Below are 22302 nucleotides of genomic sequence, written 5' to 3'. Positions count from 1 at the left end.
GCCATGCATCCCCCGATCGTCATGTCCACCCTACCGCCCTCCGTCGCCCCGCCCATCGGCACGGCGCCGCAGCGTCACAGCCTGGTGAGCCTGCGCCGCCTTAGCTGGCTGCGCTGGGCGCTGCTGGCGGGCCAGGCCTTGCTGCTGGTGTCATGCGAGTCGCTGGCCGGCATCGCCCTGCCCTACAAGCCGCTGCTGTTCCTGTTCGCCGTCCAGACCGTGTTCAACGTGTTCACCGTGGCGCGCCTGCACTGGCACACGCGCCACGGCACGGCGCCGTCCGACGCCGAGCTGATGGTGCAGATGATGGTCGACCTGACCGCGCTGTCGGCCATCTTGTTCTACACGGGCGGCGCGACCAATCCATTCGTGTCGTTCTACCTGCCCGGACTGGCGATTGCCTCGGCCATCCTGCCGTGGCGGCTGGTGGTGACGCTCGCGGCGTACGCGCTGGCCTGCTATTCGATGCTGCTGCTCGAGTACATACCGCTCGATCTGCACAACCCCGACAACGCGGTGAACTATCACCTGGCCGGGATGTGGCTCAACTTTGTGGCCAGTGCGGTGATGATCGCGTTCTTCGTGGCGCGGCTGTCCAACGCGCTGCGCCAGCGCGACGCGCAACTGAACGAGGCGCGCGAGCTGCTGCTGCGCGAGGCGCGCGTGGAGGCGCTCAATGACCAGGCCGCCGCCGTGGCGCACGAGATCGGCACCCCGCTGGCCACGCTGGCCGTGATCGCCGGGGAACTGCGTGCCGACGCCGAGAACACGAATCGCAGCGACACACCGGTGGCCGACTACCAGGCCGACCTCCGCACGATGGAACAGCAGCTTGAACTCTGCCGTTCGATCCTGGCCCGGCTGCGCGCCGACCATGAAACACTGGCACCGCAGCGAATCGATGCGTGGCTGGCGCCGTTCGTCGAACGCTGGCAACTGCGTCATCCACAGGCAAGCCTGCAGGCCGGTGCCGCGCCCGATGCGGCCGCGCAGGCCGTGGACACGGCACGCATCAGCCAGATCCTGACGATCGCGCTCGACAATGCCGCGCGCAGCCAGCAGGCCGCCGGGCATGACCATCGCCAGGGGCCACCGCTGCGGCTGGACATCGCGCGCGAGGCCGATGCGCTGGTGTACCGCGTCACTGATCACGGCCACGGCCTTCCGCCGGGGCTGCGCGCAAGGCTGGGCGAATCGCCGGTGGCCAGCGCCCATGGTGGCCAGGGCATCGGCCTGTACCTCGCGCAGAGCGCCGCGCGCCAGCTCGGCGGCCAGATCTCGTGGCATGACAATCCGGCGGGCGGCACGGTGCTCGAACTTCGCCTTCCGCTCACGGCCGCATCCGAACGCGCCATCGCCGCACAACCCGACTTCCAACCGTGATGACCGACGTCACCGCCTCCAACGACGCCATGCCCTTCCTCGTCATCGATGACGACGAAGTTTTTTCCGGCACCCTGGCCCGCGCCCTCACGCGCCGCGGCTATGCCGTGCAGGTCGCCCATAACGGCGCCGAAGCGCTGGCCCTGGCCGGCAGGACACCATTCGCCTACGTCACGCTGGATCTGCATCTGGGACCGCCGCCGGAGTCGGGCGGCACGTCAGCCTCGGAATCGGGATTGCATCTGGTGGCGCCGCTGCGCGCGGCGTTGCCCGATGCGCGCATCCTGGTGCTGACCGGCTACGCAAGCATCGCCACGGCCGTGGCCGCGGTCAAACAAGGGGCTGATGAGTATCTGGCCAAGCCGGCCAATGTCGACTCGATCCTGACCGCGCTGATGGCGGGTGTTTCCGAGGATGCGGCCGAGGCCGCGCTGGAGGAACCGGTGCCGCTATCGGTGGCACGGCTCGAATGGGAGCATATTCAACGTGTGCTCACCGAGCATGGGGGCAATATCTCGGCCACGGCGCGCGCGCTGAATATGCATCGGCGCACCTTGCAGCGCAAGCTGGGCAAGCGGCCGGTTTCACGCTGAATCCGGCCGGCTCGCGCCAGCCGCGCGGCCATCGCACTGGCTCACAGGCGCAGCTGGACGTAATCCCAACCAAGATCGTCGGCATCCGCCGACGCAGACGCATCGGCAATGCGCACGGCATCAGTCGCATGGCGATCGGCCAGCGTCACCATCGCGCCGGACGCCATCGCCAAGGCCGCCACCGCGGCCTGACCTTCGTGCATGGCGCGACGTTCAGGCTGGTCGGCATGGGCCGAATCTGTCACCGGCAATGCGGCGACACCCTGCTGCGCCATCGTTGGACGGACACACAGGAACAACGTTGCCGCGGTAATGCCGGCCATAACGCCAACAGTGGCCATCGCCACTCGGCGCTTGCGCACCTGGTTGCGATGGAAAAAGGGGGTTCGCGAAATGTTCTGCGACATGGGCAGACTCCCAGGACCATCAAGATGCGCAAGGGTCTCATTTCCCGATAGAACCGCGCCAGTGTGCTTACCAATGCTTACCAACCTTACCGGCGTGAGCAGAGGCAATACATCGCGCTGACATCAACGCCCAGCCGAGGACGTGAACGGCCTCTCGCCATGTGCTGCGTCACCAGGTCGCACGGCGCAAGGGTGCTTTGGCGCTAGACTGACGCGCTATCACGGCTCGCCATCCTGACCTTTTCCCATGAACATCCGCACCCTGCTGGCATCGTTGCTTATCGTTGCCGCCCCCATGGCTTCGGCCCATATCGTTTTCGAACAGAAGCAGGCGCCCGCGGGCAGCTACTACAAGGGCACGTTGCTGGTCGGTCATGGCTGCAACGGCAGCGCGACGCGCGCGGTAACGGTGACAATCCCGGATGGCGTACAGGGCGTGCATCCGCAACCGAAGCCGGGCTGGCAACTCGAGATCAAACGGGCGAAGCTCGCCAAGCCCTATACCTCGCACGGCAAGACTATCGACGAGGACGTGCATACGATCCGGTGGTTTGGCAACACGCTCGCCGACGAACACTTCGACGAATTCCGCATGCTGATGAAGCTGCCCGAACAGGGCGGCAAGCTCTACTTCCCGGTGCTACAGGAATGCGAGAGCGGCAAGTCCGAGTGGACCCAGATTCCCGCCGATGGCCAGACCACCCGGGACCTGAAGACCCCGGCAGCGGAGCTTGAGGTGTTGCCACCTGCCGGCGGCCACGTGCACTCGCACTGAGTAACCGGGCGTCCGACGCCACCCCAAACGAAAAGAGCCGGTCACCCGGCTCTTTTACTTTCAGACTTCGGCCTGCGTTACAGCACGTAGCGCGACAGATCCTCGTTGCCCGCCAGGTCACCCAGGCGCGCATCGACGTATGCCGCATCGACTGTCACGGTTTCCCCCGACGACTTCGTTGCGTGGAACGACAGGTCCTCGAGCAGGCGCTCCATCACCGTGTACAGGCGGCGCGCGCCGATGTTCTCGACCTTCTCGTTGACCGAGAACGCGATCTCGGCCAGGCGGCGAATGCCATCCGGCGAGAACTGCAGTTCCACTTCCTCGGTCTTCAGCAACGCCTGGTACTGCTTGGTCAGGCTGGCATCGGTCTGCGTGAGGATGGCCTCGAAGTCCTGCACCGACAGCGATTCGAGTTCCACGCGGATCGGGAAGCGACCCTGCAGTTCCGGAATCAGGTCACTCGGCTTCGACAGATGGAACGCGCCGGACGCGATGAACAGGATGTGGTCGGTCTTGATCATCCCGTACTTCGTGTTCACCGTGGTGCCTTCCACCAGCGGCAGCAGATCTCGCTGCACGCCCTGGCGCGACACTTCGCCGCCGCCCACTTCGCTGCGGCTGGCGATCTTGTCGATCTCGTCCAGGAACACGATGCCGTTCTGTTCGACGTTGGCGATGGCCTTGTGCTTGAGCTCTTCTTCATTGACGAGCTTGGCGGCCTCTTCATCGATCAGCAGCTTGAACGCGTCCTTGACCTTCATCTTGCGGCGCGCCTTCTTGCCCTGGCCCAGACCCGCGAACATCGAACGGATCTGCTCGGTCATGTCTTCCATGCCCGGGGGGCCCATGATGTCCATGTTCGGCATCCCAGCGGAGACCTCGAGCTCGATGTCCTTCTCGTCGAGCTCGCCCTCGCGCAGTTTCTTGCGGAAGACCTGGCGCGTGTTCGAGTCCTTCTCCTCGTGCTGGGCAAAGCCGATGTCGCGCGGCGGCGGCAGCAGCACGTCCAGCAGGCGGTCCTCGGCGGCGTCTTCGGCCTTGGTGCGCACCTTCTTCATTTCCGATTCGCGCGTCTGCTTGACGGCCATTTCGGCCAGGTCACGCACGATCGTGTCCACATCGCGGCCGACGTAGCCGACTTCAGTGAACTTGGTTGCCTCGATCTTGATGAACGGCGCATCGGCCAGCTTGGCCAGACGGCGCGCGATTTCGGTCTTGCCGACGCCAGTCGGCCCGATCATCAGGATGTTCTTCGGCGTGATTTCCTGGCGCAGCGGCTCTGCCACCTGCTGGCGGCGCCAGCGGTTGCGCAGCGCCACGGCCACGGCCTTCTTGGCCTTGTTCTGGCCGATGATGTGCTTGTCGAGTTCGGAAACGATTTCCGACGGGGTCATGGTGTGCGACATGGGAATCCGTTCAGCGCGTCAGTCGAGGGTTTCGATAACGAAATTGGTGTTCGTGTAGATGCAGAGCTCGCCCGCGATGGTCAGGGCCTTTTCGACCACGTCCTTCGGCGGCAGCTCCGTGTTCTCCACGAGTGCCTTGGCCGCGGACTGCGCGTAGGCGCCGCCCGAGCCGATCGCGGCGATGCCGCCTTCGGGGTCGAGCACATCACCGTTGCCAGTGATGACCAGCGTGGTGTCCTTGTCTGCCGTGATCAGCATGGCTTCCAGGCGGCGCAGCGCGCGATCCGAGCGCCAGTCCTTGGCGAGATCCACCGCGGCGCGGGTCAGGTTGCCCTGGTACTTCTCGAGCTTGGCTTCGAAGCGGTCGAGCAGTGAGAAAGCATCGGCCGTGCTGCCGGCAAACCCAACCAGCACCTTGCCGTTGTAGATGCGGCGTACCTTGCGCGCGGTGCCCTTCATCACGATATTGCCCAGCGTGACCTGGCCGTCACCGCCCAGTGCGACCTGATTGCCGCGGCGGACGCTGACGATGGTGGTGCCGTGATACTGTTCCATGGTGCCTTCCGTGATAGGTGTCAGCCGCGTAGGTGGCGCCGGCTCGGCAGCTTTCAAGAGCCCGGCGCCGATACGGTTCTCCAATATAGGAAATCGCCCGTTCTCCCGCCGCCATCCCTATCTGCGGGCGGGACGGACAATAAAAAAGGCCACGCGATACGCGTGGCCTTTGCGGCACGGAGCAGCGATTGCCGATCAGTCCGCGTAGACACCCGCCTTCTTGATCACCGGCGTCCACTTGTTGATTTCCGACGCCAGGAACACGCGCAGCGAATCCGGCGTGGCGCGCTGGGCCGGCACGGCCTCGGCACCGAGTTCAGCCATCTTGGCGCGGAAGTTCGGGTCGGCCACCGATTTCTGCAGCGCGGCCGACAGCTTGTCGATCACCGGCTTCGGCGTGCCCTTCGGCGCGTACATCGCGTGCCAGATCTTCACTTCCACACCCGGCAGGCCCTGCTCGGCGGCGGTCGGGATGTCCTTGAATGCTTCCACGCGGCGCGGCTGCATTGCCGCGTACGGCTTGAGCGCGCCCGCCTTGAGCTGGCCGGCGATGTTGGTGGTCTGGTCGCACATCAGGTTCACCTGGCCGCCGAGGATGTCGGTCAGCGCCGGCGCAGTACCCTTGTACGGCACGGTGGTCAGTTCGGTCTGGATTGCGCTCTGGAACAGCAGGCCGCACAGGTGCGAGGCCGAGCCGATACCGGCATTGGCCAGCGACAGCTTGCTGGAATTGGCCTTGATGTACGGCACCAGCTCCTTGAAGCTGGCCGGCGGAAGTTGCTTGTTACCCACCAGCACCATCGGCACGTCGGCGATCTCGCCGACCATCTCGAAGTCCTTGAGCGGATCGAAGCCCAGGTTGCGGTACAGCGCCGGGGCGGTGGACATGCCGATGTGGTGGATCAGGATCGTGTAGCCGTCACCCTTGGACTGAGCCACCTTCTTGGCGCCAATCGTGCCGCCGGCGCCACCCAGGTTTTCGATCACGATCGTGGTGCCCAGGTGCTTGGACATCACCATCGTCAGTTCGCGCGCGACCTTGTCGGTCGGGCCGCCAGCAGCAAACGGCACCACCGCCTGCACGGGCTTGCCGGCAGGATATTCCTGCGCCTGTGCTCCCGAGAAAACGCCCACGCCAGCAACAGCCAGCACGGCCGCGAATTTCAATGCAACTCGTTTCATATACGTCTCTCCTGATTCCCTCTTTACCCCGTACCAACGCCGCGTATGCCGCCGGGCAGGCCAGTCTTCATGGCACGCCCGAACATGGCGATCCGGGTGGAATCGCCACGATGACCATCGGCATCTATCTATGTAAGTGGTGATATGCGGCAGCGAACCCCGCCGACAGGCGGAGCCGGAGGTGGATGTTAGCAACCCCGGACAATTGCGAGGTATAGGGGCTAACCCGTGAGAATGTGACCCACTGTTATCTAACGGAAGAATTCGAGCATTTCCTCAAGCAGCGGCTCGGGCACCTCTTCCGGAACATAGTGGCCACACGGCAGCGTCGCGCCGCTGACCGCGTCGCCCAGGGCCTGCCAGAGCGCCAGCGGCTCGAAGCAGCGCGCCACCACGCCGTGTTCGCCCCATAGCACGCGCACAGGCATGGCCAGCTTGCGCCCGGCCTCGCGGTCGGCGCGGTCGTGGTCCAGATCGATGGTAGCGGCGGCGCGATAGTCCTCGCACATCGCATGGACGCGCGCCGGCTCCTGCATCGCGGCGACATACGCAGCCATCGCATCGGGGGCGAATGGGCTCGGGCCCGCGTGGCGCAAGCCCAGCAGCTTGTCGATGAAGAACGCGGGCTCGGCATTGATCAGGGTCTCCGGGAACGGCGCCGGCTGAATCAGGAAGAACCAATGCCAGTAGGCGGCGGCAAAGGCCATGCTGGTGGCCTCGTACATCGCCAGTGTCGGCGCGATATCGAGCAGCATCGCGCGGCTGACCGCCTCGGGGTGGTCGATGCAGAGCCGATGCGCCACGCGCGCGCCACGGTCGTGGGCACACAGCGCGAAACGGGAAAAACCAAGCTGGCGCATGACCTCCACCTGGTCCCGCGCCATCTCGCGCTTGCTGTAGGCCTCGTGCCCAGGGCTGGCCGGTGGCGCGCCGCTGCTGCCATATCCGCGCAGGTCGGTGGCAATCACCGTGAAGCGGTCGGCCAGCGCCGGGGCCACCTTGTGCCAGATCAGGTGGCTTTGCGGAAACCCGTGCAGCAACAGCAGCGGCGGGCCGGAACCGCCACGCACGCCAGCGATTTCCACCTCGTCCACCTTCAGCCGGAACCACTCGAAATTGGGAAACAGCAACGCACTGGCATCGTTCTGCATGACTTTGTCTCCGGGCCTCTTTTCTGGCGCTTTGTGCCGATCATAGGCTGAATCCCGGCGCACCGCCGTCTCGAAGACCCTGTTGGTGCAACTGAATTGCATCGGGTAGGGGCCTATGGTTAAATCCTTCGCATGACACGCACCACCCCACATGCGGCTGCGTCCGATGACGCAGTCATGCCCGGAGATCCGCTGGCCACGGCGCAATTGCGTCTGCGCCAGCTTGGCGCACGTGTGACGCAACCGCGCCTGGCAATTCTGGCCTGCCTGATCGAAGCACCCGAGCCACTCACCCACCAGGCCGTGATCGATCACCTGCCGGCCGAAGGCGACGTGGACCGCGTGACCGTGTACCGGGTGCTGGACTGGCTGGTGGACCAGGGCCTGGCACAGAAACGCGCCGGCAACGACCGCGTGTTCCGCTTCTCGCTTGTGGAGCACGAAGCGGCGCGCGCCGAAGTCCATCGACAGCACAGCCACTTTCACTGCACACGCTGCGATCGTACGTTTTGCCTGGAGTCGGCCGGGAAATCCGTGGCCCCCCGGGTACCCAACGGATTTGCGGTCGAACACGTGGAACTGACGGTCAACGGCATCTGCGCCGAATGCGGCCGATCGCACGGCGACGCATCCGCGCACTGACACATCCAGACACCTTTAGACGGCGAGCCCTTTTCTCGGAGTACCACAACATGTCCAAACTGATTCCGGTCACGATCCTTACCGGCTTCCTCGGCAGCGGCAAGACCACGCTGCTCAAGCGTATCCTCAACGAGCAGCACGGCATGAAGATCGCCGTGATCGAAAACGAGTTCGGCGAAGAAAACATCGACAACGAGATCCTGGTGCAGGACGGCCGCGAGCAGATCGTGCAGATGAGCAACGGCTGCATTTGCTGCACGATCCGCGGCGATCTGGTGCAGGCGCTGTCCGATCTGGTCACCCAGCGCGATGAAGGCAAGATCGCGTTCGATCGCGTGGTGATCGAAACCACGGGCGTGGCCAATCCGGGCCCCGTGGCGCAGACGTTCTTCATGGACGAGGAAATCGCCTCGCGCTACCTGCTGGACGCCGTGATCACGCTGGTCGATGCCAAGCACGCCAACCTGCAGCTCGACAAGCAGGAAGAAGCACAGCGCCAGGTGGGCTTTGCCGACGCCATCTTCATCACCAAAGCCGACCTGGTGAGCGAAGCCGAGGTGGCGGATCTGCGTCATCGCCTGCTGCACATGAACCCGCGCGCGCCGATCAACGCCGCGCACTTCGGCGAAGCGCCGATCGACCTGATCTTTGACCTGCGCGGTTTCAACCTGAACGAAAAGCTCGAGATCGACCCAGATTTCCTGCGCGCCGACGAGCACGACCACGAACATGACCACGAACACGGCGAACACTGCGGCACCGATTGCGGTCACGACCACGGCCATGAGCATGGCCACGATCACGGGCACGGCCACGCGCATGACCACCACCACCATCATCATCACACCGACCGGATCGCGTCGTTCGTCTTCCGCAGCGACAAGCCGTTCCATTACGGCAAGCTAGAGGAATTCCTGTCGGGCATCCTGTCCGTGTACGGCGAGAAGCTGCTGCGCTACAAAGGCGTGCTCTATATGGAAGGCGTGGACCGCAAGGTGGTGTTCCAGGGCGTGCACCAGCTTATGGGCAGCGATATCGGCGCCAAGTGGGAAGATGAACAACCGGGCACGAAGATGGTCTTCATTGGCGTGGACCTGCCGCGCGACGCAATTCTGAAGGGACTTGCGGCCTGCCTCGCCTGACTTTACGTTTAGTGCGCCATCAGACACCTGCGTAAATCCGGCCCGATAATCCCTCCCGAAAGGGGGTACAGGGAAAACTCGTGGCTTTTGTCCGGTTTTCTCCCATATCTACCGGAAAGTTGTTCAAGTACAATAGGCCGGATTTGATACGGACGGCGCACGTTTTGGCCGCAACCGTATCCGCAGGGCGGCAGTCGTCGTCAGCATGAGGCGGGGCCGCCAGCAGGCGCGGTCGTGGGCTTTGTGCGGAGACCGCCCTCCGCCTGGGGTCGCCTCGACAATGCGCCGTCACTCTTCGACGCGTAGAGAGGTGTCCCCATGACAGCCGCAACAAAGACGAAGGAAAGCCGCAGCAAGACTGGTAGCGCTGCGGTGGAGACGCGCAAGGCAGCGCCTGCAAAGGCGACGCCAGCTCCTCGCGGCAGTACGGCGGCGCACGCCGATGCGGGCGAGGCCAAGGGAGGCACGCGAAGCAGCAAGACTGCAGCCAGCCAGAGTGAAACAGCCGCCCCGCGCAAGCGGACGGCCACTGCACCCGAGCGGACGACGACGCCGCCGGTCGCATCAACAAGAGAATCAGCAGGGACCATGAGCAGCAACAAACTTCTGACTGAAGCTGAAATCCTGAAGATGAGCGACAAGGATTACATGAACGAGGCGCAACTCGCCTTCTTCAAAAATCGCCTTGAGCAGCTTCGCGACGAGATCCTCAAGAATGCGGACCAGACGACGGAACACCTGCGCGAAACGGTCATCGTGCCGGATCCGGCTGACCGCGCCACGATCGAGGAAGAACACGCCCTGGAACTGCGCACGCGCGACCGCGAGCGCAAGCTGCTGAAGAAGGTCGAGCAATCGCTGCAGCGCATCGAATCCGGCGACTATGGCTGGTGCGAGGAAACGGGCGAGCCGATCGGCGTGCCGCGCCTGCTGGCCCGTCCGACCGCCACGCTGTCGCTGGAAGCGCAACAGCGCCGCGAACTGCGCCAGAAGCTGTTCGGGGACTGATTCGATCCTTCGAGAGGCGGAAAACTCGGCGGCCCGGTGATCCGGGCCGCTTTTTCTTTTCCGGAGTCGTATTTGCCTTGATGGTGTAACGATTGCGACACTACCATTGCAGAATGATTTCAGAATGACCGCCTGTCCCCGGGGCAGGCTTTCTGCTACAGTCGCAACTTTGTTGCATCAACATCGATCATCATGGCCGTTCGTCTGCCCGTCACCGTGCTGTCCGGATTTACCGGCGCCGGCAAGACCACCGTGCTGCGCCACCTGGAAGCCCAGGCCGGCGCGCGCGTGGCCGTGGTCGACAGCCATGGCGACCTGCTTGCCGAAGTCGAACGGCTGGCCCAGACCGGCCAGTACGATCATGTGGTGATCGAAGCCGGTGCCACCGATGAACCGCTGGGCCTGGCCGAGGGCTTCGCCTTCGAGGACGAGCACGGCGAGACCACCAGCGTGGGGCACCTCGACACGCTGGTCACGGTGATCGACGCCAGCCGCTTCTTGCAGGACTACCACGACGCCGACTTTCTGTCGGCCCGCGCACTGGCCGCGCACGATGACGACGACCGTACGGTCGTCGATGTGCTGATCGACCAGGTCGAGGTATGCGACGTCCTCGTCGTCAACAAGATCGACCTCGTCGATGCCGGCCAGCTCGGGCGCCTGCACGTGATGCTCCATGCGCTCAATCCGCGCGCCGACATCGTCGACGCGAGCCACGGCCAAGTGCCCGCCGCACGCGTGCTGGATACCGGACGCTTCGATATCGACGCCACACCCAACGCCGCCGGCTGGCAAGCCGCGCTGCAGGGCGATACGGTGCCCGATGCCGCCGGCGTGTCGACGCTGGTCTACCGCCGGCGCCGCCCGTTCCACCCGCAGCGTTTCGCGGACCTGATCCATACCGAATGGATGCGCGAGCATGGCGACGTGCTGCGTTCGAAAGGTCTGTTCTGGCTCGCCAGCCGCATGGACATCGCCGGCGACTGGAGCCAGGCAGGCGGCGTGTGCCGTCCCGGCGCCGCCGGTGCATGGTGGGCAGCGATCGACGCCGAAGAATGGCCGCCCGAAGGTCCGGCACGCGCCGCCATCGAGGCCGATCTGATCGAGGACGGCCTGCCCGCAGAGTACGGCGACCGTCGCCAGGAACTGGTGCTGATCGGCCTGGATCTCGACGCGCACGCGCTGGAAGCGCAGCTCGATGCGTGCCTGCTCACCGACGACGAAATGGCCGCCGGCCCCGAGGCATGGGCGGCCTACCCCGATCCGTTCCCCGACTGGGGCAACGCGTTCGACGACGACCACGACCATGATCACGGCCACGACCACGATCATGGCGACGGGCCGTGCGATTGCGGACATGCACACTGAGTCCTGCACCCTCTCTCGCTTGCGCGCGCGCGGCCCGAGCCTTTGGGCCGTGCTGTGGCTGGTCGCGTGCCTGCTGCTCGCCCAGCACGCGGGTCTGGTCCACCGCGTGTTGCATGGTGGCCTGCCCAACGCCTCGCAGCCGGCGCTGACGGTGGCGTCCGACGATGCAACGCACACCGAACCGTTTTCCCTGAAGCTCGGCCTTCACTCCTGCGTGCTGTTCGACGGCGCAACCGTGGCCGACATTCACGTCGGCAGCTTCCAACTGCCGCTGCTCGCCTTCGGCAAGCCGGTCAAGCCAGCCAACCTGGCCTGGCGCTGGCCGGACCTGCCGTCCGCGCAACCATTCCGCTCGCGCGCCCCACCGGCCGCATTCGCTTTCGCCTGATTGGCCGGGGGCGCGGTATCTTGCCGCGCGCTCGCGCCTGCCTCACGGCGCGGTGCCGGGCATCTCGCCCGCGCAGCACCGCGCACGCATGAACGAAAACGAAAATCGCGAGCCATGTTCTCGAACAACACCCGTATTCCGGCGGTGCGTCGCACCCCGCTGGCGGCGCTTGCCGCCCTGATCGTCACTTCCGGCGTTGCCTCGCACGCGATGGCCCAGGACAACGCTGCTGCAGCGCCGGCCGCGCCGCAAACGCAACCGCAACCGCAACCGCAAACGCTGAAGGAAGTGGTGGTCACGGCCAATCCGCTCGGCAGCGACCTGAACGAGATGGTCGCGCCCGTCTCCACGCTCGGTGGCGACGCGCTGACCGTGCGCCAGACCAGCACGCTTGGCGAGACGCTGAACGGCATGCCCGGTGTCACCTCCACCTACTTCGGTCCGAACGCGAGCCGTCCTTCCATCCGCGGCCTCGATGGCGACCGCATCAAGTTGCTGCAGAGCGGCGGCTCCACGCTCGACGCATCGTCGCTGTCCTATGACCACGCGGTGCCGATCGACCCGCTGGTTGCCGAGAAAGTGGAAGTGGTGCGCGGCCCCGCGGCGCTGATGTACGGCGGCAATGCACTGGGCGGCGTGGTCAATGTGATCGACAATCGCATCCCGCGCGACCCCGTCACCGGGGTATCCGGCGCGGCCGATGTCAGTGGCACGATCGGTGGCGACAAGGGGCGCAACGCCAGCGGCCTGCTGGAAGCGGGCAATGGCACTTTCGCCGTGCACGCCGACGCCTTTGTCCGCCAGACCAGCGACCTGCGCATCCCCGGATTCGCGCGCAGCGCCAACCTGCGTGCCACGCAGCCGCTGCCCGCAGGAGAGAGCGAGGCCTACGGCACGCTGCCGAACACGAGCTCCCATCAGGAAGGCGGCTCGATGGGCGGCTCCTACACCTGGGCGGACGGGTTCCTCGGCGCCAACTACTCGACCTACCGCAACGATTACGGCACCCCGGCCGAGGCCGACGCCCGCATCAAGATGCGACAGGACCGCATCGGCCTGGCGGGCGAGGCGCGCAATCTGGCCGGCAATACCAACGGCATCATCGAATCGGTGAAGGGCAGCTTCAACTACACCGACTACGAACACCGCGAAATCGAAGACGGCGTGACCGGCACGACGTTCAAGAACCGTGGCTGGGATACGCGCATCGAGGCCACGCACGGCAAGATCGGCAATATGAGCGGCGTGATCGGCACGCAGTTCGGCCATTCCGATTTCTCGGCGCTGGGAGAGGAAGCCTTCGTCCCGAGCACCACCACCGACAACGCCGCGCTCTTCGTCTTCGAGGAACTGCCGCTGATTTCGTCGGGCGATCTCAAGCTCAACCTTGGCGGCCGCATCGACCACAGCAGCGTCAAGGCCAGCGCCAACGGCAACGATCGCTTCACCGACGACAACCGCAGCTTCAACGCGGGCAGCGCGTCGGCCGGGCTGCTGTACAAGCTCAATCCGATCTGGACGGTCACGTCGAACCTGTCGTACACCGAGCGCGCGCCAACGTTCTACGAGCTGTACGCCAACGGTCCGCACCTGGCCACCAACGCCTACGAAATCGGCGACCCGAATGCGAACAAGGAACGCGCCACGTCGATCGACCTCGGCATGCGCTTCAAGCAAGGGGATCATAGCGGCAGCGTGTCGGGCTACTACAGCCGCTTCCAGAACTACCTTGCCCTGCTGAACACGGGCACGTTCCGCGACGCCGAAGGCAATGTCGTGACGGCCGGCAGCGACGGCGCGCTACCTGTCCTGCAGTACGCGGGCGTGCCAGCCACGCTGTATGGCTTCGAGGCGGAAGGCAAGACGCGCCTGCTGCAGAAGATGCTGACCACCGGCGACACCCTCGACTTCGAGGCCCGCGCCGACTACGTGCATGGCGAAAACCGCAACAACGGCGAGCCACTGCCGCGACTGGCACCGCTGCGCCTGGGTGGATCGCTGGTCTATGCGGCCGGCCCGTGGGGCGCGCGCATCAATGTGGACTGGAACGCGCGCCAGACCCGCGTGCCGACCGGCGACACGCCGACCGACGCATACACGATGCTGGGCGTATCGCTGACATACAAGCTCAAGGTGTCGGGTACCCAGACGCTGCTCTACCTCCGCGGCGACAACCTGACCAATACGGAAGCCCGCAGCGCCACGTCGATCCTGCGCGACATCGCGCCGCTGCCGGGTCGCAGCGTCAAGATCGGAATGCGGACGATGTTCTGACGATCTGGAAACGCCCCTCTCCCTCTCACGGGGGAGGGGCGCGCATAACGACGGCTATCGGCTGAAATCAAATGACTCGGGCACGAGCGAATACACGGCGGCCGCCACGGGCCGGCCGCCCAGGATCAGGCGGTTACGGGCGATGCATTCGAACGCTGCACCGATCTTCTCGGCGACGCCGCGGCTTGCGAGGTTGGTCTCGGCTGCCACGATCTCGATCCGCGTGAGGCCCAGCGCGTGGAATCCGTGGCAAGCCATCATCGTTGCCGCGCCCGACGCCAGGCCCTGCCGCTGATGGCTCTGGCGAATCCAGTAACCGAGATTGCCAAGGTTGTCCTCGCGACGGATCTGGTTGATGGCCACGCCACCGTACAGCGTGCGCCCGTCGGCCGAGAACACGCCGACGTCATACGCGCTGCCCTCTTCCATGCACGTCTCGCAGCGCGCGAACCACTCCTGCGCATCGAGCGTGTTGTAGTCCGGGTGCGCCCACGGCATCCACGCGCCCACGGTGCCCATGGACTCCCGCACGGCGGCAACGAACGGGTCCACGTCGCTGGCGCGGAACGGTCGCAACAGGAAGTCCTTGCCCCGCAGCGGCTGCATTCTCAGTCCTGGTTGCGGACCTGATCGCCTTCGGTCGTCAGCGCACCCGCCTTGGCCAGCGCGCGCAACGTCTGGTCGAACACATCCTCGATGGATTGCCCCGCCATGAAGCGTGCGTGAATGCGCTGCATCAGCGGCGTGTCGCGCATCCACGCGAACAGCGCCTCGCGCGAGACCGCCTGCAGTTCCAGCAGCTTGAATTTCACGAGCACGCGCACGGCGTGGGTGGCATTGCGCACGCCATCGCCTTGCAGGTAGTCGAGCCGGCTTCTGGCGTGCGAGATGGCGCCCGTCACATCGTCAAACGGCCGCCCGTGTCCGGGGATCACGATGCGCGCATCGAGCGCCGCGATGCGCTCGAGCACCGCGGCCTGCTCGACGAAGCCGCTCTCGCCATCGAGCTCCGGAAAGATCACGCCGAAGCCGCTTTCCCAGAGCGCATCGCCAGAAATCAGGATGCCGTGCGACGGCGCGAACAGCATCACCGCGTGTGGATCATGGCCCGGAGCAGCCACTACGTCCCAGTCGATCCCACCGAGCCGCAGGCGGTCCCCATCGTGCAGCAAGGCATCGAAGCCGAAGCGCGCGCACTGCTGGCCCGTGGCATCGAACGACAGCGCGACATGGTCCCAGGAAGCGACCGCCGCTGCCTCCGCCGCCGGAATCGCCGTGCGGGGCTGCCAGCGTGCCTGCAATGCCGCGTTGCCGCCGCAATGGTCGGAGTGCAGATGCGTGTTGATGATATGAGTCAGCGGCCGGCCATCGAGCGCTGCCGCCACGAGCGCCTCGGTCTGCGCTGCGTGTGTGACGTAGCCCGTATCGACGAGCGCCGACTCCCCGGTGGCATCGTCAATGAACAGGATGTTGTTTGCCGATAGCCAGCCGCGTTCGAACACGCGCATCGTCGATGGCAGCAGCGGAGGCGTGCTCATGCTTCGCTCCCCGCGGCGCACAGGCGCGGCACGCGCGCGGGCAGCAGGGCCCAGATGCGGCGGCGTTCCTCGTCATCGGCCTTCGACCAACCCGCGATCTCCGGAATCGTGCGGAGGCAACCTTCGCAATAGCCGCTGGCCGCGTCCATCTTGCAGACGTTGCGGCAGGGCGACGGCACCGGCGCGACGATCTGTGCCGCGGCAGCGCCACGTACCAGATCGGCCAGCAGACGGCGTTGCGCGGCGGTCATGCCGAAGTCACCTGGGCCACGTCCGCGACTTCCGCTCCGGTCATCGCCTGAAGCTGTTGCGGCGTCAGGTTGAAGACGGCATGCGGATGTCCCGCTGCTGCCCACACGCTGTCGTACTGGAACAGGTCCTGATCGAGCAACATCACGGGTGCGACGGCGTGCCCGATCGGGCAGACACCGCCAATCGCGTAGCCGGTCTTCTCGCGCACGAACTTCGCATCGGCCTTGCCCAGCGCGCCCACGCGCGCCGCCACCTTGGCCTCGTCGACGCGATTGCTGCCGCTGGCGATCACCAGCACCGGCACATCGTCTTCCACGCGGCGGAAGATGATGGACTTCGCGATCTCGGCCACGGTGCAGCCCAGACCGGCAGCCGCTTCCGCCGAGGTCTTGCCGGTGGCCGGCAGCATCACCACGGGGCGGTCGTGGCCGATGCCGACCAACAGATCGGCCACGCGTTGCGCGGCATCGGGAAGCGTGGGGCTCTCGCTCATGGATCGTGTCTCCTTTGTCTGGGCGCGTCGCGGTCTAGTAGCCGCGCTGCAGGTCCACCACGCCGGCGATCGGCTTGCCCGACTCGAGCAGGCGGATCTTGCCGGCGATCTGCGCAATGCTGTCCTCGCGCAGCGTCAGCGCCGAGATGTGCGGCGTGATCGTGATGCGCGGCTCCTGCCAGTATGGATGATCGGCAGGCAGCGGCTCGGTGCGGAACACGTCAAGCGTGGCACCCGCGATCTGTCCTTCACGCACGGCGGCGAGCAGATCCTCTTCCACGAGGTGCTGGCCGCGCGCCACGTTGATCAGGTAGGCGCCGTGCGCCAGGCGATGCAGCAGGCCCGTGTCGATGATGTCCTGGGTCTCGGGCGTCAGCGGCAGCACGTTGACCAGCACGCGCAAGCCATCGAGGAAGGCGGCCTGCCCGTCTTCACCGTGGAACGATTGCACGCCGTCCACCGTCTTCGGCGAGCGGCTCCATCCGCGCACCGGGAAGCCGAAGCCAGCCAGCGTGCGGGCGATATGGGCGCCGAGCGTGCCAACACCCATCACGCCGATCGTGAAATCGGCACGACGATGCGGTTTCTGGAATTTCCACGTGCCGGCGCGTTCCTGCGCGTCGTACACATCGAGCCGGCGGAAGTAACGCAGCACGGCGGCCGTGACGTACTCGGCCATCTGGGCCGCCATGCCGGCGTCATCGAGCCGGATGATCGGCACGCCGGCCGGCAGGGCATCGGGATGCTGGGCATTCAGCTTCAGGATACCGTCGACACCAGCGCCGAGATTGAAGATGGCCTTGAGATCGGTACGGCCGCGCAGCATTTCCACCGGCGGACGCCACACCACTGCGTAGTCCACGGACTGGCCCTGGCTGTCTTCCCAGGTCACGCACTGCGCTTCCGGCAGTACTTCGGCGAAACCATCGATCCACGGGGCATAGCGGCCATCCGGCACGTACAGCTGCAACTTCATCTCGACTCCAGTTTTCTTTTTGGGGGATGGGATGAAGTATTTTGGCAGAGGTCGCGGGCCAGCGGTTGGATTGCGGAAGCGCGTTCCGCATGGCGGATCGATGGGAGGCACCTGTTTCCCACGTTGTGGAAAACAGGTGCCAGGGCAGCTTACCCCGCGTAGCCCTCGGCGCGGATATCCAGACGCGCCAGCAGCGCGCGGTCGCGGTCAGCCTGGGGATTGCCGGTGGTCAGCAGCTTCTCGCCGTAGAAGATCGAGTTCGCGCCGGCCATGAAGCACAGTGCCTGCAGCGCCTCATCCATGGCTTCGCGGCCAGCGGACAGACGCACCATCGCGCGCGGCATCGTGATACGCGCCACCGCGATCGTGCGGACAAACTCGAACGGGTCCAGCGCCTCGGTGCCCGCCAGCGGCGTGCCTTCCACCTGTACCAGGTTGTTGATGGGCACCGACTCCGGGTACGGGTCCATATTGGCCAGTTGCGCGATCAGGCCGGCACGCGCCTCTCGGGCTTCGCCCATGCCGACGATGCCGCCACAGCAGACGTTGATGCCGGCTTCGCGCACATGGCCGATGGTGTCCAGCCGATCCTGGTACGTGCGCGTGGTGATGATCTTGCCGTAGAACTCGGGCGAGGTATCGAGGTTGTGGTTGTAGTAGTCGAGGCCCGCGTCCTTCAGACGCTGCGCCTGTTCGGCCTTGAGCATCCCCAGCGTCACGCAGGTTTCCAGGCCCATCGCCTTGACCTCGCGCACCATGTCGATCACGGGCTCGAGGTGGCGTTCCTTCGGCTCGCGCCATGCCGCGCCCATGCAGAAGCGCGTGGCGCCGTTGGCCTTGGCCGCCTTGGCGGCGTCGAGCACGGCCTCAAGGTCCATCAGCTTTTCAGCCTTCACGCCCGCATCGTGGTGGGCGCTCTGCGGGCAGTAGCCGCAGTCCTCCTCGCAACCACCAGTCTTGATCGACAGCAGCGTGGAAAGCTGCACGGTGTTGGCATCGAAGTGCTCGCGATGCACTTGCTGGGCGCGGAACAGCAGGTCGTTGAACGGCAGTGCGAACAGTGCGGCGACATCGTCGACACGCCATGCATCGCCCTCCTTCGGCGCGGCGGCCGCGATATTGCGGGCCGACTGGCGCAGGGCTTCGGCGGAAATGGTGGCGACGGTCTGGTTGGCTTGTTGCGTCATGATCGGTATGGGGTTCGGTAGTGGATTCGGTTTGGCCACTTCACGCGCGATGCGTCGCGGCACTGTGATGGGGGACAACGGACGGCGCGGCCGACAGCAGCGGCGCGAGGTCGAGGTACTGGGCTGCCACGGCGGGCGCGACCTGCCACGGCAGTTCGCCCAGCAGCGGTGCGTCAAGCGCGCCCAGCGCATCCTGCAGCGTGACGATGTTCTCGCTTGGCAGCAGCATGTCGGGGTCGATACGGTTGGCGATCCAGCCAGCCAGCCTGAGGCCGCGTGCGCGAATCGCTTCGGCGGTCAGCATGGCGTGACTGAGGCAACCCAGGCGGATACCGACCACCATGATCACCGGCAGGTCGAGCATTACGGCCAGGTCCGCCGTGTTCCAGCGCGCGGCGCCCATGTCGAGCGGCACGATGAAGCCACCCACACCTTCGACCACCACGGCCTCGGCGCGCTGACGCAACGATTCGAATGCATCGCGAATCGGCTCGGGCGTAATGCGCGCGCCTTCGAGCGCGGCGGCCAGATGCGGCGATACCGGCGTGCGAAAGAAGAACGGGCACATCTTTTCCTGCGGCACGATCACGGAGCCGGCCGCGCGAAGCTGATCGACGTCGTCGTTCTGCCACTGGTCGTCGAGCCATTCTCCGCCCGCGGCGATAGGCTTCATGCCCACCGTGCTGTAACCCGCGCCATGCAGCGCGTGCAGCAGCGTGGCGGTCGCATGCGTCTTGCCCACGCCGGTATCGGTACCGGTGATGAAGCAGGCGAAGCGCTCTGGCCGGTCGGCGATGCCGGTCATGCAGCCTCCTTGTGCAGTTGGGGCGCGGCGCGCGCGATGGTCTCCAGCAGTCGCGCCACGTCGGCTGCAGAGTGCGATGCCGACAGCGTGATGCGCAGCCGCGCGGTACCGGCAGGCACCGTCGGCGGGCGAATCGCCCCAACGCGAATGCCTTCGGCTTCGAGGGCGGCCGACAGCGCCAGCGCGGCGGCATTGTCGCCAACGATCAGCGGCTGGATGGCGGTCTCGCTCTCACCGAGCGACCACCCGGCCTGGGCAGCCAGCACCGCGAGCCCCGCGCGCAGTTGCGCGATCAGCCCGGTCAGATGCGCCCGGCGGGAGCGCCCCTCCTCGCCAGCGATGATTTCCAGACTCGTCAGCAGCGCGTGGGCAACCGCCGGCGGTGCTGCCGTGGTGTAGATGTACGGGCGCGCCGTGTTGATCAGGTGTTCGACGATCGTCTCGTGCGCCGCGACGAACGCGCCCGCCACGCCAGCGGCCTTGCCGAGCGTGCCGATGTAGATCAGCCGCTCTGAACGCAGGCCCAGGTGTTCGAGCACACCATGGCCGTTCTCGCCGAGCACGCCAAAGCCGTGCGCGTCGTCGACGATGATCCATGCATCGTGGCGTTCGGCGACTTCCAGCAGCGCCGCCAGCGGTGCGATATCGCCATCCATGCTGAAGACGCTATCGGTCACGATCAGCTTCAGCGCGGTCGTGCTGGCCGCCAGCAGCGCGTCAAGCGCCCCTGCATCACCATGAGGGTAGCGCTGGACATCGGCACGCGCCAGACGCGCGCCGTCGATCAGCGAGGCATGGTTGAGCGATTCGCAGAACAGCGTCGCACCAGTCGCGCCGAGCGACGTCAGCACCGCCAGGTTTGCCATGTAGCCAGTGCAGAAATACAGCGCCTGCGCCTGTGGGATGTAAGGTGCCAGCCAGCGCGCCAGTTCACGCTCGAGCTGCGCATGCGCCAGCGAATGTCCGCTGACCAGGTGCGATGCCCCGCTGCCCGCACCGTAGCGATGCGCGCCTTCGGCCAGCGCGTGCGCGATCGAGCCGTGATTGGCCAGGCCCAGGTAGTCGTTGCTGCAGAACGTGAGCAGCGGCGTGGGCGTGGCGTCGATCCCGCCCACCGACTGGTGCGGCGCGCAGGCCGTGTGAGCAATGCGGCGACGGCGCGTCAGCGACTGGGCATCGCGTTCCGCGGCCGCGCGTTTCAGGTGATCAAGCAGCATGGCGTGCCTCCTCCGCCGGATCGAGCACTGCCTGCAGCGTGTCCAGCAATTGTTCACCGAGCCAGTTGGCCAGCTCGGCATCGAAAACATACGGCGGCATCACGTAGAGCGTGTGCCCGATCGGGCGCGCCAGCACGCCGCGTTCGCGCGCGGCCAGATGGAAGCGTCCGGCAAAGTTCGCCCCCGCTGCCTGCGGGTCGATGTCGGCGGCCCAGATCATGCCGCGCTGGCGCACGTGGCTGACGCGCGGGTCGGCGGCAATACCGGCCATCGCCGTGCCAAGCCATTGCGCGCGCTCGCGGTTGCGGGCGAGCACATCTTCGGATTCGAACAGGTCCAGCGTGGCCAGCGCGGCCCGGCAGGCCAGCGGATTGCCCGTGTACGAATGCGAATGCAGGAAGCTGCGCGCGATATCGTCGGCCACGAACGCACGCTGGATCTCGGGACGCGACAGCACCAGCGACAGCGGCAGGTAGCCGCCGGTAATGCCCTTCGACAGACACAGGAAGTCCGGCCAGGCATGTGCGGGCACCGCGTCGCCGCCGCGTGCCTGCTCCCAGGCGAAGAACGTGCCGGTGCGGCCACAGCCCACAGCGATCTCGTCGGCGATCAGGTGCACGCGATAGCGATCGCACAACGCGCGCGCGCCTTCGAGATACGACGGGTCGTACATCGCCATGCCGGCCGCGCCCTGCACCAGCGGCTCGACGATCAGCGCCGCGATCTGGCCGGCACGCTCGCGCAGCAGTGCTTCGAGTTCAGCCAGCGCCCGGGTGGCCACATCGGCGGCGGATTCGCTACGCGCGGCCTGGCGTGCATCGGGAGACATCACCACGTGGGCGCGGCGCGTCAGCGGATCGTAGGCATCGCGGAAGATCTCCACGTCGGTCACGGCCAGTGCACCCACGGTTTCGCCGTGATAGCCATGGCGCAGGCAGATGAACTCGCGCTTGGCCGTGAGGCCGGTGTTGCGCCAGTAGTGGAAGCTCATCTTGAGCGCGATCTCGACGGCAGAGGCACCATCGGACGCATAGAACGCGTTGCCGAGCGCGCCACCGGTAAGCGCCGTCAGCCGCTCGGCCAGTTCCACGGCCGGTGCGTGCGTGCAGCCGGCCAGCATCACGTGTTCCAGTGTCTGCAGTTGTTCGCCGATGGCGGCGTTGATGGCCGGGTTGGCATGGCCGAACAGATTGACCCACCAGGAGCTGATGGCATCGAAGTAGCGCTTGTCGCCAGCGTCGATCAACCAGGGCCCTTCGCCACGCACAATGGCGAGCGGCGGCTCGTTGGCGCTGGCGTCGGGACGCAGGCGCGTGCACGGATGCCACACGGCGCGCTGGCTGCGTGCCGCGAGCGACGTGTCACCGCCTCCGGAATCGAGGACAGGATGTGTCAAAGGGACTCTCCTATGAGTGTCCGCCCGCGCATCGCGCGCGGCCGGATGTGGGAAGCTCATGGTAGAAAGGTCCCCGCCGGATTGGCAAACCGGCCGCACTCAGCCAGTTGAGTGCAATTTCACAGACGTTGGACGATCTTGCCGCCCGCAGTGCCGTGCAC

The 22302-nt window shown here is 65.9% G+C and carries 23 protein-coding genes; 9 read left to right on the top strand and 14 right to left on the bottom strand.

Features of this window, described 5'->3' with window-relative positions:
• Window positions 1-3: 3 nt before the first annotated feature.
• Both RMET_RS00695 and RMET_RS00690 read left to right on the top strand, forming a co-directional pair.
• Window positions 4-1383: an ATP-binding protein gene (locus RMET_RS00695; protein ID WP_011515053.1), complete on the top strand. Its 1380-nt coding sequence runs from the start codon at window positions 4-6 to the stop codon at window positions 1381-1383.
• Window positions 1383-1976 (top strand): response regulator transcription factor, encoded by a 594-nt coding sequence (locus RMET_RS00690; RefSeq protein WP_008642829.1) that lies wholly within the window; start codon window positions 1383-1385, stop codon window positions 1974-1976. The genes RMET_RS00695 and RMET_RS00690 overlap by 1 nt, the downstream gene beginning before the upstream one ends.
• A 41-nt stretch (window positions 1977-2017) precedes the next feature.
• Here RMET_RS00690 and RMET_RS00685 read toward each other — a convergent pair whose 3' ends face one another.
• Complete coding sequence (locus RMET_RS00685) at window positions 2018-2383, bottom strand: hypothetical protein (RefSeq protein ID WP_008642831.1); 366 nt, start codon at window positions 2381-2383, stop codon at window positions 2018-2020.
• Between the two features lie 247 nt (window positions 2384-2630).
• Here RMET_RS00685 and RMET_RS00680 point away from each other — a divergent pair, with 247 nt between their 5' ends.
• Window positions 2631-3158, top strand: coding sequence for a YcnI family copper-binding membrane protein (locus tag RMET_RS00680; RefSeq protein WP_011515050.1), 528 nt, complete (start codon window positions 2631-2633; stop codon window positions 3156-3158).
• A gap of 77 nt (window positions 3159-3235) precedes the next feature.
• Here RMET_RS00680 and hslU read toward each other — a convergent pair whose 3' ends face one another.
• The 4 genes from hslU to RMET_RS00660 form a co-directional block, all read right to left on the bottom strand.
• Window positions 3236-4567 (bottom strand): ATP-dependent protease ATPase subunit HslU, encoded by a 1332-nt coding sequence (gene hslU, locus RMET_RS00675; protein WP_029306786.1) that lies wholly within the window; start codon window positions 4565-4567, stop codon window positions 3236-3238.
• A gap of 18 nt (window positions 4568-4585) precedes the next feature.
• A complete protein-coding gene (gene hslV, locus RMET_RS00670; RefSeq protein WP_008642837.1) occupies window positions 4586-5122 on the bottom strand; it encodes an ATP-dependent protease subunit HslV in 537 nt (178 codons plus the stop codon).
• 195 nt (window positions 5123-5317) lie between these two features.
• The gene (locus RMET_RS00665) at window positions 5318-6304 is read right to left on the bottom strand and encodes a tripartite tricarboxylate transporter substrate-binding protein (protein ID WP_011515048.1); all 987 of its coding nucleotides are present in this window, start codon (window positions 6302-6304) and stop codon (window positions 5318-5320) included.
• Between the two features lie 251 nt (window positions 6305-6555).
• Window positions 6556-7455, bottom strand: a complete 900-nt coding sequence (locus tag RMET_RS00660; protein WP_011515047.1) for an alpha/beta fold hydrolase — start codon at window positions 7453-7455, stop codon at window positions 6556-6558.
• 132 nt (window positions 7456-7587) lie between these two features.
• On the opposite strand from RMET_RS00660, the gene RMET_RS00655 reads away from it, so the two are divergent.
• From RMET_RS00655 to RMET_RS00630, 6 genes are all read left to right on the top strand, one after another.
• A complete protein-coding gene (locus RMET_RS00655; protein WP_011515046.1) occupies window positions 7588-8097 on the top strand; it encodes a Fur family transcriptional regulator in 510 nt (169 codons plus the stop codon).
• Between the two features lie 50 nt (window positions 8098-8147).
• Complete coding sequence (locus RMET_RS00650) at window positions 8148-9239, top strand: CobW family GTP-binding protein (RefSeq protein ID WP_011515045.1); 1092 nt, start codon at window positions 8148-8150, stop codon at window positions 9237-9239.
• Between the two features lie 588 nt (window positions 9240-9827).
• Entirely contained in the window at window positions 9828-10247 is a 420-nt protein-coding gene (dksA, locus tag RMET_RS00645) for an RNA polymerase-binding protein DksA (RefSeq protein WP_008642844.1), read from the top strand.
• Between the two features lie 192 nt (window positions 10248-10439).
• A complete protein-coding gene (locus RMET_RS00640; protein WP_011515043.1) occupies window positions 10440-11615 on the top strand; it encodes a GTP-binding protein in 1176 nt (391 codons plus the stop codon).
• Window positions 11554-12003, top strand: a complete 450-nt coding sequence (locus tag RMET_RS00635) for a hypothetical protein (protein WP_063834243.1) — start codon at window positions 11554-11556, stop codon at window positions 12001-12003. Before RMET_RS00640 ends, RMET_RS00635 begins: the two co-directional genes overlap by 62 nt.
• A 114-nt stretch (window positions 12004-12117) precedes the next feature.
• The gene (locus tag RMET_RS00630) at window positions 12118-14277 is read left to right on the top strand and encodes a TonB-dependent receptor (RefSeq protein ID WP_011515041.1); all 2160 of its coding nucleotides are present in this window, start codon (window positions 12118-12120) and stop codon (window positions 14275-14277) included.
• A gap of 54 nt (window positions 14278-14331) precedes the next feature.
• Here the strand turns inward: RMET_RS00630 and RMET_RS00625 are convergent, their stop codons facing one another.
• The 9 genes from RMET_RS00625 to bioA all read right to left on the bottom strand — a co-directional run bounded on the left by RMET_RS00625 (window position 14332) and on the right by bioA (window position 22141).
• A complete protein-coding gene (locus RMET_RS00625) occupies window positions 14332-14883 on the bottom strand; it encodes a GNAT family N-acetyltransferase (protein WP_011515040.1) in 552 nt (183 codons plus the stop codon).
• Window positions 14884-14885: 2 nt separating this feature from the next.
• Entirely contained in the window at window positions 14886-15815 is a 930-nt protein-coding gene (locus tag RMET_RS00620) for an MBL fold metallo-hydrolase (protein WP_011515039.1), read from the bottom strand.
• Window positions 15812-16066, bottom strand: a complete 255-nt coding sequence (locus RMET_RS00615) for a DUF1289 domain-containing protein (RefSeq protein WP_008642854.1) — start codon at window positions 16064-16066, stop codon at window positions 15812-15814. Before RMET_RS00615 ends, RMET_RS00620 begins: the two co-directional genes overlap by 4 nt.
• Window positions 16063-16560 (bottom strand): YbaK/EbsC family protein, encoded by a 498-nt coding sequence (locus RMET_RS00610; protein WP_008642855.1) that lies wholly within the window; start codon window positions 16558-16560, stop codon window positions 16063-16065. The genes RMET_RS00615 and RMET_RS00610 overlap by 4 nt, the downstream gene beginning before the upstream one ends.
• Before the next feature lie 34 nt (window positions 16561-16594).
• Window positions 16595-17536, bottom strand: coding sequence for a 2-hydroxyacid dehydrogenase (locus RMET_RS00605; protein ID WP_011515038.1), 942 nt, complete (start codon window positions 17534-17536; stop codon window positions 16595-16597).
• Window positions 17537-17685: 149 nt separating this feature from the next.
• On the bottom strand, window positions 17686-18723 hold the full coding sequence (gene bioB / locus RMET_RS00600) for a biotin synthase BioB (protein ID WP_008642857.1): 1038 nt from the start codon (window positions 18721-18723) through the stop codon (window positions 17686-17688).
• Window positions 18724-18763: 40 nt separating this feature from the next.
• The gene (gene bioD, locus RMET_RS00595) at window positions 18764-19528 is read right to left on the bottom strand and encodes a dethiobiotin synthase (RefSeq protein ID WP_011515036.1); all 765 of its coding nucleotides are present in this window, start codon (window positions 19526-19528) and stop codon (window positions 18764-18766) included.
• Window positions 19525-20745, bottom strand: a complete 1221-nt coding sequence (gene bioF / locus RMET_RS00590) for an 8-amino-7-oxononanoate synthase (protein WP_011515035.1) — start codon at window positions 20743-20745, stop codon at window positions 19525-19527. Before bioF ends, bioD begins: the two co-directional genes overlap by 4 nt.
• Entirely contained in the window at window positions 20735-22141 is a 1407-nt protein-coding gene (gene bioA / locus RMET_RS00585; RefSeq protein WP_049799647.1) for an adenosylmethionine--8-amino-7-oxononanoate transaminase, read from the bottom strand. Before bioA ends, bioF begins: the two co-directional genes overlap by 11 nt.
• Between the last annotated feature and the right edge of the window lie 161 nt (window positions 22142-22302).

Origin of the sequence: Cupriavidus metallidurans CH34 (genome assembly GCF_000196015.1) — a bacterium.
Classification (GTDB): domain Bacteria; phylum Pseudomonadota; class Gammaproteobacteria; order Burkholderiales; family Burkholderiaceae; genus Cupriavidus; species Cupriavidus metallidurans.
The sequence above is the reverse complement of the archived record's forward strand: the minus strand, read 5'-3'. Positions and strand labels throughout refer to the sequence as shown.

Coding starts and splice junctions, on each gene's coding strand:
- RMET_RS00695 (WP_011515053.1), top strand. CDS start 4: ATGCATCCCCCGATCGTCATGTCCACCCTACCGCCCTCCGTCGCCCCG.
- RMET_RS00690 (WP_008642829.1), top strand. CDS start 1,383: ATGACCGACGTCACCGCCTCCAACGACGCCATGCCCTTCCTCGTCATC.
- RMET_RS00685 (WP_008642831.1), bottom strand. CDS start 2,383: ATGTCGCAGAACATTTCGCGAACCCCCTTTTTCCATCGCAACCAGGTG.
- RMET_RS00680 (WP_011515050.1), top strand. CDS start 2,631: ATGAACATCCGCACCCTGCTGGCATCGTTGCTTATCGTTGCCGCCCCC.
- hslU (WP_029306786.1), bottom strand. CDS start 4,567: ATGTCGCACACCATGACCCCGTCGGAAATCGTTTCCGAACTCGACAAG.
- hslV (WP_008642837.1), bottom strand. CDS start 5,122: ATGGAACAGTATCACGGCACCACCATCGTCAGCGTCCGCCGCGGCAAT.
- RMET_RS00665 (WP_011515048.1), bottom strand. CDS start 6,304: ATGAAACGAGTTGCATTGAAATTCGCGGCCGTGCTGGCTGTTGCTGGC.
- RMET_RS00660 (WP_011515047.1), bottom strand. CDS start 7,455: ATGCAGAACGATGCCAGTGCGTTGCTGTTTCCCAATTTCGAGTGGTTC.
- RMET_RS00655 (WP_011515046.1), top strand. CDS start 7,588: ATGACACGCACCACCCCACATGCGGCTGCGTCCGATGACGCAGTCATG.
- RMET_RS00650 (WP_011515045.1), top strand. CDS start 8,148: ATGTCCAAACTGATTCCGGTCACGATCCTTACCGGCTTCCTCGGCAGC.
- dksA (WP_008642844.1), top strand. CDS start 9,828: ATGAGCAGCAACAAACTTCTGACTGAAGCTGAAATCCTGAAGATGAGC.
- RMET_RS00640 (WP_011515043.1), top strand. CDS start 10,440: ATGGCCGTTCGTCTGCCCGTCACCGTGCTGTCCGGATTTACCGGCGCC.
- RMET_RS00635 (WP_063834243.1), top strand. CDS start 11,554: ATGATCACGGCCACGACCACGATCATGGCGACGGGCCGTGCGATTGCG.
- RMET_RS00630 (WP_011515041.1), top strand. CDS start 12,118: ATGTTCTCGAACAACACCCGTATTCCGGCGGTGCGTCGCACCCCGCTG.
- RMET_RS00625 (WP_011515040.1), bottom strand. CDS start 14,883: ATGCAGCCGCTGCGGGGCAAGGACTTCCTGTTGCGACCGTTCCGCGCC.
- RMET_RS00620 (WP_011515039.1), bottom strand. CDS start 15,815: ATGAGCACGCCTCCGCTGCTGCCATCGACGATGCGCGTGTTCGAACGC.
- RMET_RS00615 (WP_008642854.1), bottom strand. CDS start 16,066: ATGACCGCCGCGCAACGCCGTCTGCTGGCCGATCTGGTACGTGGCGCT.
- RMET_RS00610 (WP_008642855.1), bottom strand. CDS start 16,560: ATGAGCGAGAGCCCCACGCTTCCCGATGCCGCGCAACGCGTGGCCGAT.
- RMET_RS00605 (WP_011515038.1), bottom strand. CDS start 17,536: ATGAAGTTGCAGCTGTACGTGCCGGATGGCCGCTATGCCCCGTGGATC.
- bioB (WP_008642857.1), bottom strand. CDS start 18,723: ATGACGCAACAAGCCAACCAGACCGTCGCCACCATTTCCGCCGAAGCC.
- bioD (WP_011515036.1), bottom strand. CDS start 19,528: ATGACCGGCATCGCCGACCGGCCAGAGCGCTTCGCCTGCTTCATCACC.
- bioF (WP_011515035.1), bottom strand. CDS start 20,745: ATGCTGCTTGATCACCTGAAACGCGCGGCCGCGGAACGCGATGCCCAG.